We start from the raw sequence: 14,690 nt of genomic DNA, 5'->3' as shown, positions 1-14,690 counted from the left end.
GAGTATATGATGAGTGCTTTAGTCTCTGATACTTGTGACATGCAGAGGGCTATTGAGCGTGAGTATGAGCATATGCGTCATCAGCTCGAGCGCGAGATTCGTTCTGCTATCGCAATGATGCATACACAGTTGTATGCTTTGTCGGACGAGGAGATCGAGTCGGCTATTTATCAGGCTGGTGTCAGTGAAAGTCAAGTATGGGATCGTTGTGATCGCGATACGAACGGTGATAGGAATACGGCTCAGTATGTGGCGCGGGATTGTGAACGGCTACGCGATAAAGTGAACGCTGGTATTGAGCAAGCAATGAATACAGATTCTCAGCTTGCCCGTGAGATTGCAACTTTTACGAATACTTATCATGATATGACGAACGTATGGAATCAAACTGCGTATTCTGCTGTAACGAATTCATTACATGTGAGACACATGATAGCTACAACCATTACTGATGCTGCCAATAACATAACAAACACTACACAAAACAATAATAAATAACACAAGGCGCATAGAAACTGGTTAATCGGCATGAAGAGAAGTAATTTATTACACAGATTTCACGCTATAACTCCCGCTTTGCGCTGGGTGCTTGCTGAGGGAATGGAAGGCGTACTGAGTCGTATACCACTGATAATTCTTTAGCGCGTACCGAATGTCTCTCTCATATGGAAATGCTCACTTCTTGACGTATCCCAGTTGGGTGATTATTTAAGTTGACTGGATATATCACGAGTTGTATCCGATGGTGTGCGGATTATGAAATCTGATGTTCATATAATGAACATCAGATTTAACAGCCAGCTAAGTGATACTTATACTTAGGAAATGCAAGATCAAATTGGTTTTGCATTAAAGAAAGGAGTAATCATGGGACATCGCAGGTCTGCAGTAGCTGAAAAGATGAGAGATACTATCTTCTTATCTGATTACTTCATTGGTAAAATTCCTGATTAATAACAACTAAATAATTAGAAACGACGAGGATACCCCGACAAATTGTCTGGACAAAGTCCTCGTATCCTCGCCGCTTTTGGAAAGATTAATAATGACTGAATTTCCATCACCGGAGCGGCAATTTACTCTATCACAATCTTTATCTGCCATCGTGGACTTGTTCTCAATGAGGCATTGGGAATGGACGCTTAGTACCAATAGTCTCAGTGATACTGGAGCTTTGGATTCGTCTGTTTTTCTTGATAGAGCTGATTCCTTACAAATAGATTCTGATTCGTCACGAGGGAAAGGTCGTGGGCTTGAATCGATAGCAAGCGGGTTATATGAGCTATTGGAACATATAACTTTCGACAGTGAGAGTAACTATTGGGAGAACAAGAGTTTGGAGCGGATACGTGGCGATTCCGTTCTTGATCTTGCTGGCATCGGTTCACGAGATACAGACTACACCTTTGAAAATATTATGAGTGGTAGATTCGCATCGTTGCCGAGCGAGTATTGTGGTGGAAGATCTACAGGTGAGTTCGAAGCACACGAGGAATCCCTTATAAGATGTTACTATACTAATAACGGATGGGCGTCAGGCGCTTCAATTAGTGAAGCTACTCTTCATGCTCTTAACGAATTGCTTGAACGCGATGCGACATCTCAAGCGTTACTGTCTAATGTTATGGGAACTGTACGCGGGAAACTTCTAGTTCCTGAGGATAATATCCTCAAAAATATACAAGATGCTATTAAGGAATTAACTAGTAGTAACGTTTTTATCCTTTCAGTCCCCTCCTTATCGGGATTCACTGTTCTTTCAATTTGTCTCGCGGAAGATACGAACGGTCTTCCTCATATCGGTTGTGGTTCTTCCCAATTTAAGGGTTATGCGACATATCGTTCATTACTTGAACTTTGGCAAGAACTTTGTGCAGATAAAGATTTCACTGATTATGAAGAAAGAGAGCGAACTCATAGATTGAAGATACTTATACAGAATTTCCCTAATCTCCATGGTGCTTTACTTTTCAATCGTTATCTTCAACAAGACGCACAGTTAGATGAAGAAGCAGTTACGTATGATTTAACAAATACGATGGAGCTCCCGAGTGTTGAAGAACAGATTACTAATATTGTCTCAAATCTTTCTAAGAATAATATTAGTGTCTGGCGTAGAGTTGCTTTTCAAGCAAAAAATTCCGATTCCTCTGGATTCTGTAACCCGAGTGTTGTTCAAATAGTAGCTCCAGGCTTGGAAAGATTTCATATTATACGTCACGGTTATCCTGTTGAACTCATAGGGCGACTTAGAAATCATGATTCCATTACCGCTGTCCGTAAACGTACTCAGGAGTAATAGTATGCAGAAGAATGAAAAAAATATTCTCTCGCGGGTTCGCTCTATAACTCCTGCTTTGCGCTGGGCGCTTGTAGCATTCTGTCTGTCTGAATTAGGTAATAGTGCTTATGAGGGTTCTGTGCTTCCTACGATTCTTATTGTGGGTCTTCCTGCGTGGGTTGTTCCATTTCGCAAAACTTTTGGAACTATTGCAGACTTTACTTCGCCTATTTCTGGTTGGATTGTTGATAAGCTTGGTGGTTTTCGCTCTCTTGCGCTTGCTGAGGGAATGGAAGGCGTACTGAGTCTTATACCACTGATAATTCTTTGGTGCGTACCAAATGGCTCTCTCATATGGAAGTGGTCGCTTCTTGCGTTATCTTGCGCGTTACTTCTCACAGGACAAGTCATTGACATTGCAGCTGAAGTCTTCGAAGTAGACGCGGCAGGTGATGACGAAGATATGCTGATAAATTATAGTGGAATCCTAAGTATCATCGCTAGTATCACAGTGGGGCTTCTGGGCACACCAATAGGTGCATGGATAGCTACGTGGTCTATACCTGCAGTACTTATATTCTCTGCAGTTACATCCTTTGCCTCGTGTAGCACACGATTTATTATGCAGGCAGATATCGCACACATGGTAAGAACAGATGAGAAAGATTCTGTTCATTCCACAGAAAAGAAAGAGAAAACTCTAGAAGAAGATACTCACGATGTTACGGTCGTCAAAGAAAAATCGTCTGTTAAAACAGATCGTATAGTAACGACGCATACGCGTTTGGGTCTTCTTTTGGGATCTTTCCTCATAAGCTTTATACCAGCGTGCTCTATTTCTTACGTTCTTCTTGGTATTGGTGCTCGTAATGGATCAGGATCACTGTCCTCTATTTATCTAACAACCGGTATTGCCTCTGTGGTCGGTTCCTTTATATATGCACACTATGCCTCACCACTAGGGATGCGAAAGACTGCTAGCGCGGGAACTATTCTCATGGTGATTTCTTATGCTCTTATGCTTTCAGCTATGTTTTTGCCATGGGCTCCTCTTCTCTATGCAGCATTCTTCCTTCAAACGATTGCCTCCTCACTTTTCGTTGAGCCAATTATTGTGTCTCGCCAGATTCTTTTTAGCGGAAGTGAACTTGCACGATTTTCCGGATGGGCGCGTCTTGCTTATGCATTTGGTAGCGCGGGAGGTTCGTGGATTGGATGGATGCTCTCGTCATCATGGAGATTACTACCACTGGTTTCGTTGATACTCACAATCGGTATATGTTTTGTCCTACCGCAGATACCGGGAGCGCGAAAGAAAGAAAACTAATATTTAAAATATACAAAAATGGTGTGAGGAAATCAGTATTCCTCACACCATTTTTGGTCTATAAATTACTAACTTAGAAGTTCTCTACTACATATTTAAGAACATCCGAGCGGTTCAAAATTCCGACCATGCGACCGCCATTTGTCTTATCGACAACAGGAACTTTCTTCAGATGGTTAGATACAAGAACCTCACAAATATGTGACATAGAGTCATTAACATCAACAGTAATAACCGAATGTGTAGCAAATTCAGATACTGGTCGATTCATATTGTCACGAACTCGATCAGAGAAGCTCTCCGAATTGTGCTCAATAATTGCGCTGTAGAATGATGAGAATTCTGGAACGCGGTCTGCAACTATCGACAAGATGTCACCATCGGAGATAAATCCAGTGAGATTACCTTTTTCGTCGATAATTGGAGCGCCCGAAATTCCTCGCTGTGTAAGCAGAGCCATCGCATCCATAGCAGTAGCAGAAGAAGAAAGTGCATAAACATCTGTCTTCATCAAAGACTGTAATATTGGTTCGGCATTCTTAGCTTGTTCAGCAGTATCTTCATGTGCAGTCTGCTGACGTGTATCACGAGTAAAGAGAGAGCCGATAAAGCCAAGAATTGCAATACCAAGTGCAAGATAGAGACCCCATCGAGTGCCCTGTCCAAAACGTGCAGCCGCATTATCTCCACCAAAAGCGCTTTGACCAGACATGAGCAAAGATGTAGCCAAAGCCGTAAATACAGCACCAACTACTTGCTGGAGAGTGTTCATAATGGTCGAACCATCAGCGTTCATTTCACGAGGAAGAGTGCTCAATGTGTAGGTTTGAAGTGGGCTCATAGCCAAAGGAACGCCAATCATCATAAGAATATGAGCAATGATAACGATAGCGATATTAGCTTGTGCGTTGCTTGTGACGAGGAAAGTCTGCCATATGAGAATGCACAGACCGATGATAGTCGCAGCAAAACCGATAAGAGCTGGAGCTTTGACGCCAATCTTGTTATAAGCGCGTCCAGAAAGCATAGATGTTACAGCGTTGATAATGCCACCAGGGAGGAGAAGCATACCGCTGATTGACACTGCGAAAGCCATAGAATTTTGGAAGAACTGTGGGAGCAAGAACATAACGGACAATGTAATTCCGAAGTTGAGCATAACTAAAGAAACACCCAAGCTGAAGTCACGGAAACCGAAAGCGCGCAAATTGAGTACAGGATGGGTCATAGAGAATTGACGAATGCTGTACCATACAAGTGCTGCGATACCTACAATGAGGGCAGCGATAACAGGAACGGACATCCATCCGTATTCACTTGCCATACCAGCGCCGAGAACTACTCCGCCAAAACCAAAGATAGAAAGAATAACAGAGAGAATATCAACCTTTGGTTTGGTTAATTCATACGCATTAATAAGGAATTGCGCAGCAAAAATAATGCCAATAACAGCAAGTACGACGATAGACCAGAATACGAATCGCCATGAGAAAGCACCTGCTAAGATACCTGCAAGCGTTGGCCCGATAACTGGAGCCAGCATAATAATGAGCGATGTCATGCCCATTGCAGCACCGAGCTTGTGAGGCGGCATAATTTCGAGCACCATCGAGAAAGTCATAGGAAGAACGAGACCTAGACCGATTCCTTGGATAGCGCGGCCAATGAGAAGAATCGCGAAATTCGGAGCAAGAGCGCTGATAATCGCGCCAACAGCAAATGCGCCTAGCGCGCTAAAAGTCAAAGTTCGTACAGTAAAATGCTTAATTAAAATTGATGAGAACGGTAAAACTAAACCAATCATCAGCATGTAGCCAACGACGAGCCACTGTGTTAATGATGTTGATACGCCAAACTCTTCACCAATGGTTGGCAAAATAACATTCATGGCTGTTTCGCTATACATGCCAGTGAAAGCGCCAATATACAAAGCCATGAGTACCAAATATGGATGCTTAACTACAGGACGATTTTTCTTAGTAGATAATGATTCTTTATGATCTCTTTGCTGTGAAGCAGACACAGAGATTCTCCTTCTTTCTAACTCCTCGAATGAGGCCAACTTTTCCAATTTAATAGAAATGAGAAGAGTTCGTAAGCGCGACACGCTATAAATATTCTCGTTTAATATCGCGATTTGTATGGAAATTGCACAAACGTTTGTGAAAGTATAAAGAGGCGTTGTGAAAAACAGTAAAATGAATCTGTTATGGTCGATGTAGTTATTGTAAGTGCAGTGCGAACGCCAATTGGTAAGTTTGGCGGTTCGTTGGCATCCCTTACAGCAGTAGATTTAGGAACTGTTGCTGCACAAGCCGCTATTGAACGTGCTGGTTTAGATCCTGAGATGATTGATCAGGCAATTTTTGGTAACGTTTTGCAAGCAAATTCTGGGCAAAATGTTGCTCGCCAAATCGCGTTGAAAGCTGGAATGGCTACGGATTCGACCGCGATGACTATCAATGAAGTGTGTGGTTCAGGGCTTAAAGCAGTGCGTCTAGGGCAGTCGGCAATTGTTATGGGCGATGCTGATATCGTGCTCGTCGGTGGTACGGAATCCATGAGCAATGCTCCTCATTATTTGCCTAAGCTGCGTGATGGCTATCGTTACGGTAACACGGAAATGGTGGATGCTATCTTCCGAGATGGTCTTTCCGATGCTTTTACTGGTGAAGCGATGGGTGTCACAGCCGAGAATGTAGCAGAACGTTTCGGTATAACACGTGAACAGCAAGATGAATTTGCTTTGCAATCACATCGAAAGGCTGTTGCTGCGTGGGAAGCTGGCGATTTTGAAGATGAAATCGTTCCAGTAACCGTGAGAAAACATTCTGAAAACATCATCGTCTCACGCGATGAGGGTCCTCGTCCGAATACTTCTCTAGAAAAACTTGCTACCTTACGTAGCGTATTTATGGATAATGGCACTGTGACTGCAGGTAATGCAAGCGGTATTAATGATGGTGCTTCTGCTCTTATTTTGATGCGTAAAGATCTCGCTCAAGAGCGTGGAATTAAATATCTTGCGGAAATTCGCGGATATCGTGAAGGTGGAATTGACCCTGATTTTATGGGATATGCTCCTAAGCATGTTATCGAGAAGCTGATGAAGTCTACGGGCTCATCGCTTGATGAGATGGATCTTGTGGAAGTTAATGAAGCGTTTGCTGCTCAATCTCTTGCGGTAAGTCAGCAGCTCAAACTTGATAATGCGAAGCTCAATATCCACGGCGGAGCTATTGCCTTGGGACATCCATTAGGCTGCTCGGGAGCTCGAATTCTTACAACTCTTATCCATGCGCTTCGAGCACGGCATGAACATAATGGCGTTGCCGCACTGTGCGTTGGTGGAGGTATCGGCGTCGCCATGCAAGTTGAAGTGATGTAGTTAGTTGTGTTAGCAGCTGGTATGAGCGCGATACAAGTAAATTACTTATGGGATTACAATTTTTGATGAGGGTTGAGCAGGCCGCTAAACCGTAGTCTGAACTAGAAGTAGGATTGAGGGCGTTAATGAGTGAGACTGTACGTAAATTTTATGAGCTGTCCGCAGATGAGCGTCTGAGTATTTTGCACAGCGAAGGCATTATTAATAGTTCCGATGCTTCTAGACTTAGTGAGGTAAATGCTCAAGGAATTATTAATCCTGATATAGCATCACATATTATCGAAAATCAAATTTCTCAGTATGCCCTCCCTATGGGCGTAGTGCGCGGACTTATCGTTAATGGCAAAAAATATACTGTTCCTCTTGTAGTAGAAGAAGCCTCCGTGGTTGCTGCGGCTACAAACGGAGCGCGTATGGTAGCTCGAAGTGGCGGCGTGAGTGCGAGTACTCAACCTCATCGCGTACTAGGAGAAATAGTTTTTGAATCCAGCGATATCTCCGGAAATAGGGCGCAAGAAATTATTGTTTCACGTGAAACTGAGCTGTTTGATATTGCTCGTAAAGCGTTACCAAGTATGCATGCGCGCGGTGGAGGATTGGAATCCATTTATGCGTGCAATACTGATGACGGTCGTTTTACCAAAATTATACTTGTAGTAAATCCATGTGATGCGATGGGGGCGAATGCAGTCAATACCATTGCCGAATCATTGAAAGCTGTGCTTTCACAATGGTTTGATGCTCATGCAATAGTTGCAATTCTTTCTAATTCAGGCAATATCAGTTTGACAACAGCGGTTGTAGAGCTTGACCCAATGGATATTGCTTTCCGCGGGCACAATGAGAATCAAGCGATGAATCTTGCTGAGCGCATCGTTGCTCTTTCTGATTTAGCATATAGTGACTATGATCGTTCGGTAACTCATAATAAGGGGATTATGAATGGCATCTCCTCAGCTGTGCTTGCTACGGGAAATGATACGCGTGCTGTTGAATCTGCAGCTCACGCCTACGCAGCTCATTCGGGCCGATATCGAGCACTGTCATCGTGGAGCATTAACGAAAATGGCCATCTATGTGGGATGATTGAGCTTCCTCTTCAAGTGGGAATTGTCGGCGGATCTTCAAGCTCCCTTGAGATTGCAGGAATTGCACGGCGTATGGGGAATTACGCTAACGTTGACGAATTTAAAATGGTACTGGCTTCTTTGGGGCTAGTGCAAAATCTTTCCGCTCTGCGTGCTCTTGCAGGACCTGGAATACAGGCAGGGCATATGAATTTACAAATGAATTCATTGGCTATAGCAGCGGGTGCTCAAGGAGAGGAAATAACACGAATTGCAGAGCGATTGCGATTATTGAGCCCTGATAAGAGGACACTAGCTACAGCGCAGGAATTTGTAAAAGAAACTCGTGATAAGCAATTTCATAAGACAGCTTCATAAGACAGTAGGCGAGTCTGTAGTAGAACAGTAGTAAATAATAAGTAGAAAATACGAGCAGTGAATTCAAAGCAAGCATGAAGGAGAAAATCGTGAATAATGTGACGAATGCGCTACCTTCTATCGGTATCGATCGTATAAGTATGTTTACTCCGAATTTCTATCTTGATATTCGAGAGCTTGCTAAGGCTCGTGGAGTTGACCCTGATAAATTCACAATTGGCATCGGTCAAGAGCAGCAGGCAGTAATACCTTCAAGCCAAGATGCAGTAACTATGGGAGCGAGCGCTGCATTACGTTTGCGAGATGACATCGACGATGAGAAATTAGGACTCGTAATCTTGGGAACCGAATCAGGGGTTGATGCATCAAAAGCTGGCGCATTATATATTCATGAACTTCTCCACTTACCGCATAGCGTGCGCGTAGTAGAAATGAAGGAAGCATGCTTTGGGGGAACAGCGGGACTTCTTGCTGCAAGGGATTATGTGGCAGCTCATCCTGAACGTCAAGCATTAGTTATTGCTTCTGATATCGCACGGTACGGATTGAATACTGGTGGAGAAGTAACCCAGGGTGGAGGCGCTGTTGCTATGCTCGTGACGGCCAATCCTCGTATTCTCGAAATTGAGCCACACACTGCAGTATACAGCGAAAGTATTCAGGACTTCTGGCGACCAGTATATACGGATGAGGCTCAGGCGCGAGGAAAATACTCTACGGAACAATATTTAGCATTTTTCGAAAACGTGTGGAAAGACTACACTCGCGCTACAAACAGAAAAGCTGATGATTTTGCAGCATTTTTGTATCATCTTCCTTATACAAAGATGGGTGCGAAAGGCCTGAAAAAGTTACTTGAGATAGATAACGTATCACAAGAAAATGAGCAAGTATTGAAGAATCGTTTTGAAACGAGTATTCAATACTCTAAACGAGTGGGAAATCTTTACACAGCATCGTTATATCTAGGTCTTTTGTCTTTGTTTGAGAACGACGAAACGATTGATGCAGGCGATAAGTTGGCATTATTCTCATATGGATCAGGAGCTGTGGGCGAACTCTTTGCCGGACGTGTAGTCGAGGGATTCCGCGATTTTCTATATATTAGTGAGCATCATGAGTTACTTGATAATCGTAGACAAGTAGACGTGCAAGAGTATGAAAGTATTTTCAATGATGCTGTACCGTATTCCGCTGAGGACTACTCGACTAATCCGTCGTATTATTGTGGACAATTCGTCCTCACAGACGTCACTGGCATGGAACGGCACTATTCAGCTCGCTAAGCCACTGGAGCTTGAAACCGTGAGCTTGAAACTGTGAGCTGGAAACCGCTTAATAGTGAGAGATTACACAATTTTTCGTTGAATTGCCCATCTCGTTAACTGCGCACGATTAGATAGCTGAAGCTTGTGGAGAACCTTTGACATATGACTTTCCACGGTTTTAATGGAAATGAAAAGCTCTGCAGCGACTTCCTTATATGTATAACCGCGGGCAATGAGACGCATAACTTCTTGTTCGCGCTCGCTGAGTGAATTAAGCTCTTCATCATCAATCGGCGCTGAAGGGTCAGGAGTATTGAGACCACCTTGGAACGCTTGTAAAACGAAACCTGCAAGCTGTGGTGAGAATACCGCATAACCCTCATAGACTTGATGAATAGAGGAAATGAGCTCGTCAGGGCCGATGGCTTTAGTAACGTATCCCAAAGCTCCCGCTCGGATAACAGCGCCCACATCTTCTGCGGAGTCTGATACAGACAAAGCTAAGAACTTGGTATGAGGGGAGAACATGTGAGAGCGTGATAGAATTTCCGCGCCGCCGCCACCGTTGCCACCCGGTACGTGAACATCGAGAAGGACAACATCAGGAGTTGTATCGGCAATCATCGATATTGATCCTTCAACATCGCCAGACTGCCCTACAACCTCGACTGCATGAGAGATCGCAGCGATAACACCTGCTCGAAACATTTCATGGTCGTCAACTACTGCAACGCGTATGCGAGTTTCCTCACTCATGAGTCCCCCTAATTGTTTATTATCTCTCTACTTATTGTTCGTCTAATGGCAAGGTCATGCGAACTTCCGTACCCCATCCCGGACGAGATACTATTTTTACTTTACCCCCTGCACGCTCTACTCGTCCAATAATGGAATGGCGGATTCCCATTCGATCTTGCGGTATGCTCGTAATATCAAATCCGTCGCCATGGTCACGCACGAATGCTTGTACATCATGTGATGTGCATTCGACATACAGGGAAATTTGCGGTTTCCCGTGAATACAAGCATTGGTGAGTGCTTGTTGAGTAGCCTCAATAATTGCGTTGATTCGCTCTGTTGGTCGCGTATCGCCTACGGTAATCACGTCGATAGGAACGCCAAAGGTATCTTCTACTCGGGCGGAAATAAGTTTCATACTACTGCTCAAAGAATCGATAGCATCCTCGCGATCCTCGTATAGCCAGCGGCGAAGCTCCCTTTCTTGAGTGTGAGCAAGCTGAGCAACCATAGCACTATTAGTCGCGTTTTGGCGTATAAGATTCAAAGTTTGCAAAACGGAATCATGCAAATGCGCCGCCATGTCAGCGCGTTCTTCCTCACGCTCTTTCTGAGCAGTTTCATGTGCCAATTTTTGATGTGATGAGGCTAGCCAAGGTGCGACCATAATAGCAGTGCTAAAAATTCCGATAACAAAAATTCCAAAAATTGGAAGAACAAGTCCGCGCGTGAATGACAGGCCAATAATGGCAAACATGCCAAAGATAAACACTAGAAGTGCAATTATCGTTGCTACAGGATATCCCGTGTGGGAGCGTTCGAAATAAATCCATACTCCTAATCCGCATAGCGCGGCTAGAGCGATTTCTGCTGCAATAGATGGAATGAGAATGTCATGGTCAACCATCCACGTAAAGCCTAGGTATATGACGACAAGACCAGCAACGCCCATTCCCATGAAATTCCATACAGGAGCGGACATTTTTTGATGTGGATCAGTGCCGATAGTTTCGTTTGAACTCATATGAGACTGAGACGTATCGCGGTGGTCCTGTGTGGAAAATTCTCCCGGGGCGAATGCATTGCCGAAAGTAGTGCCGACTTTTTGGGCAGTAAAAGGTGAAGCTGGAGAAGACTGGCTATACGATGTGTGAGGTGCGGATGCTTGATTGTTGTATATCTGACTGCCATATGGCGGTACGTTCATGGAATACGGTGCGTTTCCATACGATAGAGCAGTTTGTTGTACAGGAAGAGTGGTGGCACCTGGATAAGGTTCATATCCTGAAGGAATCATAATCCATAAAAGTAAATACGCGAGAATTCCCACTCCAAGAAAAGCAAAAGCGACAAATATTAAGCGAATTATCCATGTCCTGATTCCCAAATGGAGACTCAAGCCACGACATACTCCTGCAAATACCCGGTTCTGATATGGGCGAATTAATGGCGACTTGGCTGGAAAAAGAGTGGGAGGCGCAGAGGATGATGGTGACGAAGGAAGAGTATTCGCATTGCTATCTGTCATAACACCATTATGCATGGTATAGGGGAGCTAAAACGTTGCATATGAGTTAAATCGGGGGAAGTTAAGGGGTGCCCCCGATATCAGGGGATATGAAAAATTGACATACTTGAAGCATGAACAGCAATAATTTCTTTAATTGGATTCGTCGCTCGCAGATTGTGCGCAGCGACCGACGTTGGATCGGTGGCGTGTGCGCAGGTCTTGCTGAACGACTTGGATGGGATGTAGCACTCATACGAGTACTGACTATTATCCTTATCGTTACAGGCGCGGGCCTTTTTGTATATCCTCTTGCATGGATACTTCTTCCTAATTCGCGCAATGTAATTATTGCTGAAGAATTAGTGCATGGGCATGCAGATGGTGAAGGTATCGCGGCAATTATCGTGCTTGCAATTGGCGCAGTTTCTACAGTTTTTACCTTCTGGGGTATTGCAACTGTCGCGCTTTTCTTCGTCTTGATTGCTTATGCAGTTAATCAAGCTGAAGGACGGACTAATGGAAATCCTTGGAATGGCAATCCATGGAGTGGAAATCCTGGCTCAGCTCAGGCATTTCAGTCTGCGCAAACACAGCCGTCAAATGTGAACACAAATGGTGGGCAAGCATTTAATGCATCGCCAATTAATCCTGCATACACATCACAGAATTATGTGCCACAAAATCCTGCGCCAGCTCCGGCACAATCTCGAACCAATGCGCCATACGCCAATAATTCGTATGCCTCCCCAACTCGTGCATACTCTGCTCCAGTGCAATATATGGAACAGGAACGAATAATTCATACACGAAAGAGCGCAGGTCCTGTTCTCCGATTGCTTATGTGGGGAGGAATCTTCCTGAGCGCAGCATTGACGTATCTTCTTGGTATTAGCATGCATATTACGTCACATGATTATCTTGGATGGGGACGTATGTGGATGCTATGGGGTACAGGCGTTACAATCGCTATCTGCATCATCACTCTCGTTCTTGCTGTTATGGGTCGTAAGACCGCTGGATACGCATGGCTAGGTGCATGTGGTGTAGTTATTTGCCTCTTTATTGGTTCAATCGCCCATTTTGCTGCTATTCCTACGCGAACCTATGAAGGTGCGAATGGTTCTCAATCGTATCGTGTAGCTTATCGCTATGAGGTTAAAGACGGTGAGAATATCCGTCTTACGAAGAATCTTGTTAAACAACTCAACGAGGGAACTCTCTTCGTGAATTCCGACAAATTCCACACGGCTCATGTCACTCTTGATTTGACCAATTGGGAAAGTGTTATGGGTAAGCATACGTGGACGAAATCTGATGGAACTACTCAAGAATCTTCTTGCCCTGCAGGTGATTTCAATGTCAATGTTAGTTCTGTTGATCTTGTCATCAAGGTAAAGAAAGGATGTGCTGCTAATCGCGGAGCTCAGGTACGTCATTTTGGAATCTTCTATGGCGATGACGATGCGGTAAATTCAATTACGCGTGAGCTCAATCATAAGTATGCCAATAAACTACGCGATGAGATGCGTAAGAAGCAGTCTGAATTGAAGCGAGATTCTGATTCTGATGCAGATGATAAAGTCTTTGATTTTCTCAGCGGTAATTCTCGCTATGACGATGATGATTGGGGTGACGTTTACGAAGAATTCGGAAATGCCTTTGACGATGCTAACTCAGAACTCGAGGATGAATATAACGAGGAACTGAAGCAAAGACTCGACAAAGATATCGAACTTCACATCAATACTTTCCTTCCATTTGGCACGATAACTATTCAGGAGGCTTAAGATGGATAACTCAATGAACAATCACTATGACGCCTCAGCGAGCAGTAATTATCAGGGTAATGCTCAACCTGGTTATAGCGCACAAGGATATGAGACGCCTGTGACGCAAAATAATGCGCAGAATAGCAACGGTTACGATAACGGCCAGAGCAATGCGCAAGCACAATCGCAGCCGCAAGCGCAACAGCAGGCGTATGCACAACCGCACTATGCGCAGACACAAGCACAGTCTACGCAGGCGCAGTATGCACAGACGCCGTATACACAGTCGCCGTATATGCAACCACCTGTGAACTATCCTCCAATGTATACAGGAGCATCAGCTCGGCCACGCGTGAACGTTATTGTTAAAAATCGATATGTTTATAATACGAAACCTAATGTAGCTGTCGCGGTACTGGCGGTAATCGGTATGGTTTTGACTGGAATGACAATTGCTGTGCTTTATACATTCCCTGATTGGATTGTTACTGATGATTCAGTTATGCAAGCGATAATCGTTGCTACATTTGCAATTGCAGGAATAGTACTTGTCGCCGCCGGCATCGTGTCAGCAATTCGTTTGCGCGCTGGCAAGGATAATGCGGAAAATGTAGACAATCCGTACAATGTAGCTAATAGTCAGCAGCAGACTCCATACATGAACTATTCACATGACGAAAATAGCGGTGCTAGCATGAGCGATTTTGAGTATGAGGAAGAATCAGAAACAACACAACTGCCAGAAACAATGCATGAAGCTGATGGTGAGAGCGCAGCTAGTGATGATACAACAGTTGTCATGAATCGAGTCGATTAGATTTTCTGCGCGATAATTATCGGGAAATCGGGAAATCAAGATTATCGAGAGAATTATTTATAAAAAATAGTTGAGGCTCCACTCAGATGTATGAGTGGAGCCTCAACTAATTCTTAAACTCGTATAAGCTTAAGCGCTTAGATTAAG

The 14,690-nt window shown here is 44.0% G+C and carries 12 protein-coding genes; 9 read left to right on the top strand and 3 right to left on the bottom strand.

Annotated features, from left to right (window positions below; translation table 11 throughout):
• From EJ419_RS03000 to EJ419_RS02990, 4 genes are all read left to right on the top strand, one after another.
• A partial coding sequence (locus EJ419_RS03000; RefSeq protein ID WP_205668812.1) for a hypothetical protein occupies nucleotides 1-498 on the top strand: 498 nt, incomplete at its 5' end.
• 327 nt (nucleotides 499-825) lie between these two features.
• Entirely contained in the window at nucleotides 826-954 is a 129-nt protein-coding gene (locus tag EJ419_RS08500; protein WP_276320053.1) for a hypothetical protein, read from the top strand.
• A 91-nt stretch (nucleotides 955-1,045) separates the two neighbouring features.
• Nucleotides 1,046-2,299, top strand: a complete 1,254-nt coding sequence (locus EJ419_RS02995) for a YcaO-like family protein (protein ID WP_131283461.1) — start codon at nucleotides 1,046-1,048, stop codon at nucleotides 2,297-2,299.
• A gap of 4 nt (nucleotides 2,300-2,303) precedes the next feature.
• The gene (locus tag EJ419_RS02990; protein WP_131283459.1) at nucleotides 2,304-3,608 is read left to right on the top strand and encodes an MFS transporter; all 1,305 of its coding nucleotides are present in this window, start codon (nucleotides 2,304-2,306) and stop codon (nucleotides 3,606-3,608) included.
• Between the two features lie 73 nt (nucleotides 3,609-3,681).
• Here EJ419_RS02990 and EJ419_RS02985 read toward each other — a convergent pair whose 3' ends face one another.
• On the bottom strand, nucleotides 3,682-5,631 hold the full coding sequence (locus EJ419_RS02985; protein WP_240680313.1) for an MDR family MFS transporter: 1,950 nt from the start codon (nucleotides 5,629-5,631) through the stop codon (nucleotides 3,682-3,684).
• A 186-nt stretch (nucleotides 5,632-5,817) separates the two neighbouring features.
• Here EJ419_RS02985 and EJ419_RS02980 point away from each other — a divergent pair, with 186 nt between their 5' ends.
• From EJ419_RS02980 to EJ419_RS02970, 3 genes are all read left to right on the top strand, one after another.
• The gene (locus EJ419_RS02980) at nucleotides 5,818-6,996 is read left to right on the top strand and encodes an acetyl-CoA C-acetyltransferase (RefSeq protein ID WP_131283457.1); all 1,179 of its coding nucleotides are present in this window, start codon (nucleotides 5,818-5,820) and stop codon (nucleotides 6,994-6,996) included.
• Between the two features lie 125 nt (nucleotides 6,997-7,121).
• Entirely contained in the window at nucleotides 7,122-8,441 is a 1,320-nt protein-coding gene (locus EJ419_RS02975; RefSeq protein WP_131283455.1) for a hydroxymethylglutaryl-CoA reductase, degradative, read from the top strand.
• 89 nt (nucleotides 8,442-8,530) lie between these two features.
• Nucleotides 8,531-9,727, top strand: coding sequence for a hydroxymethylglutaryl-CoA synthase (locus EJ419_RS02970; RefSeq protein WP_205668811.1), 1,197 nt, complete (start codon nucleotides 8,531-8,533; stop codon nucleotides 9,725-9,727).
• Nucleotides 9,728-9,790: 63 nt separating this feature from the next.
• On the opposite strand, the gene EJ419_RS02965 is transcribed toward EJ419_RS02970, so the two are convergent.
• Nucleotides 9,791-10,465, bottom strand: coding sequence for a LuxR C-terminal-related transcriptional regulator (locus EJ419_RS02965; RefSeq protein WP_131283451.1), 675 nt, complete (start codon nucleotides 10,463-10,465; stop codon nucleotides 9,791-9,793).
• A 31-nt stretch (nucleotides 10,466-10,496) separates the two neighbouring features.
• Nucleotides 10,497-11,975, bottom strand: coding sequence for an ATP-binding protein (locus EJ419_RS02960; RefSeq protein ID WP_165496212.1), 1,479 nt, complete (start codon nucleotides 11,973-11,975; stop codon nucleotides 10,497-10,499).
• A gap of 113 nt (nucleotides 11,976-12,088) precedes the next feature.
• Here EJ419_RS02960 and EJ419_RS02955 point away from each other — a divergent pair, with 113 nt between their 5' ends.
• Complete coding sequence (locus EJ419_RS02955; RefSeq protein ID WP_131283447.1) at nucleotides 12,089-13,744, top strand: PspC domain-containing protein; 1,656 nt, start codon at nucleotides 12,089-12,091, stop codon at nucleotides 13,742-13,744.
• 1 nt (nucleotide 13,745) lies between these two features.
• Nucleotides 13,746-14,543, top strand: a complete 798-nt coding sequence (locus EJ419_RS02950) for a hypothetical protein (protein WP_131283445.1) — start codon at nucleotides 13,746-13,748, stop codon at nucleotides 14,541-14,543.
• The last annotated feature ends 147 nt before the right edge of the window (nucleotides 14,544-14,690 follow it).

It is taken from the genome of Alloscardovia theropitheci (assembly GCF_004332295.1).
Lineage (GTDB): Bacteria > Actinomycetota > Actinomycetes > Actinomycetales > Bifidobacteriaceae > Alloscardovia > Alloscardovia theropitheci.
Note: the sequence above shows the minus strand (reverse complement) of the source record. Positions and strands in the feature narration are given on the sequence as shown.

What these genes read in the sequence shown, in the direction of transcription:
- EJ419_RS08500 (WP_276320053.1), top strand. Translation starts at nt 826, where the DNA reads ATGCAAGATCAAATTGGTTTTGCATTAAAGAAAGGAGTAATCATGGGA.
- EJ419_RS02995 (WP_131283461.1), top strand. Translation starts at nt 1,046, where the DNA reads ATGACTGAATTTCCATCACCGGAGCGGCAATTTACTCTATCACAATCT.
- EJ419_RS02990 (WP_131283459.1), top strand. Translation starts at nt 2,304, where the DNA reads ATGCAGAAGAATGAAAAAAATATTCTCTCGCGGGTTCGCTCTATAACT.
- EJ419_RS02980 (WP_131283457.1), top strand. Translation starts at nt 5,818, where the DNA reads ATGGTCGATGTAGTTATTGTAAGTGCAGTGCGAACGCCAATTGGTAAG.
- EJ419_RS02975 (WP_131283455.1), top strand. Translation starts at nt 7,122, where the DNA reads ATGAGTGAGACTGTACGTAAATTTTATGAGCTGTCCGCAGATGAGCGT.
- EJ419_RS02965 (WP_131283451.1), bottom strand. Translation starts at nt 10,465, where the DNA reads ATGAGTGAGGAAACTCGCATACGCGTTGCAGTAGTTGACGACCATGAA.
- EJ419_RS02960 (WP_165496212.1), bottom strand. Translation starts at nt 11,975, where the DNA reads ATGACAGATAGCAATGCGAATACTCTTCCTTCGTCACCATCATCCTCT.
- EJ419_RS02955 (WP_131283447.1), top strand. Translation starts at nt 12,089, where the DNA reads ATGAACAGCAATAATTTCTTTAATTGGATTCGTCGCTCGCAGATTGTG.
- EJ419_RS02950 (WP_131283445.1), top strand. Translation starts at nt 13,746, where the DNA reads ATGGATAACTCAATGAACAATCACTATGACGCCTCAGCGAGCAGTAAT.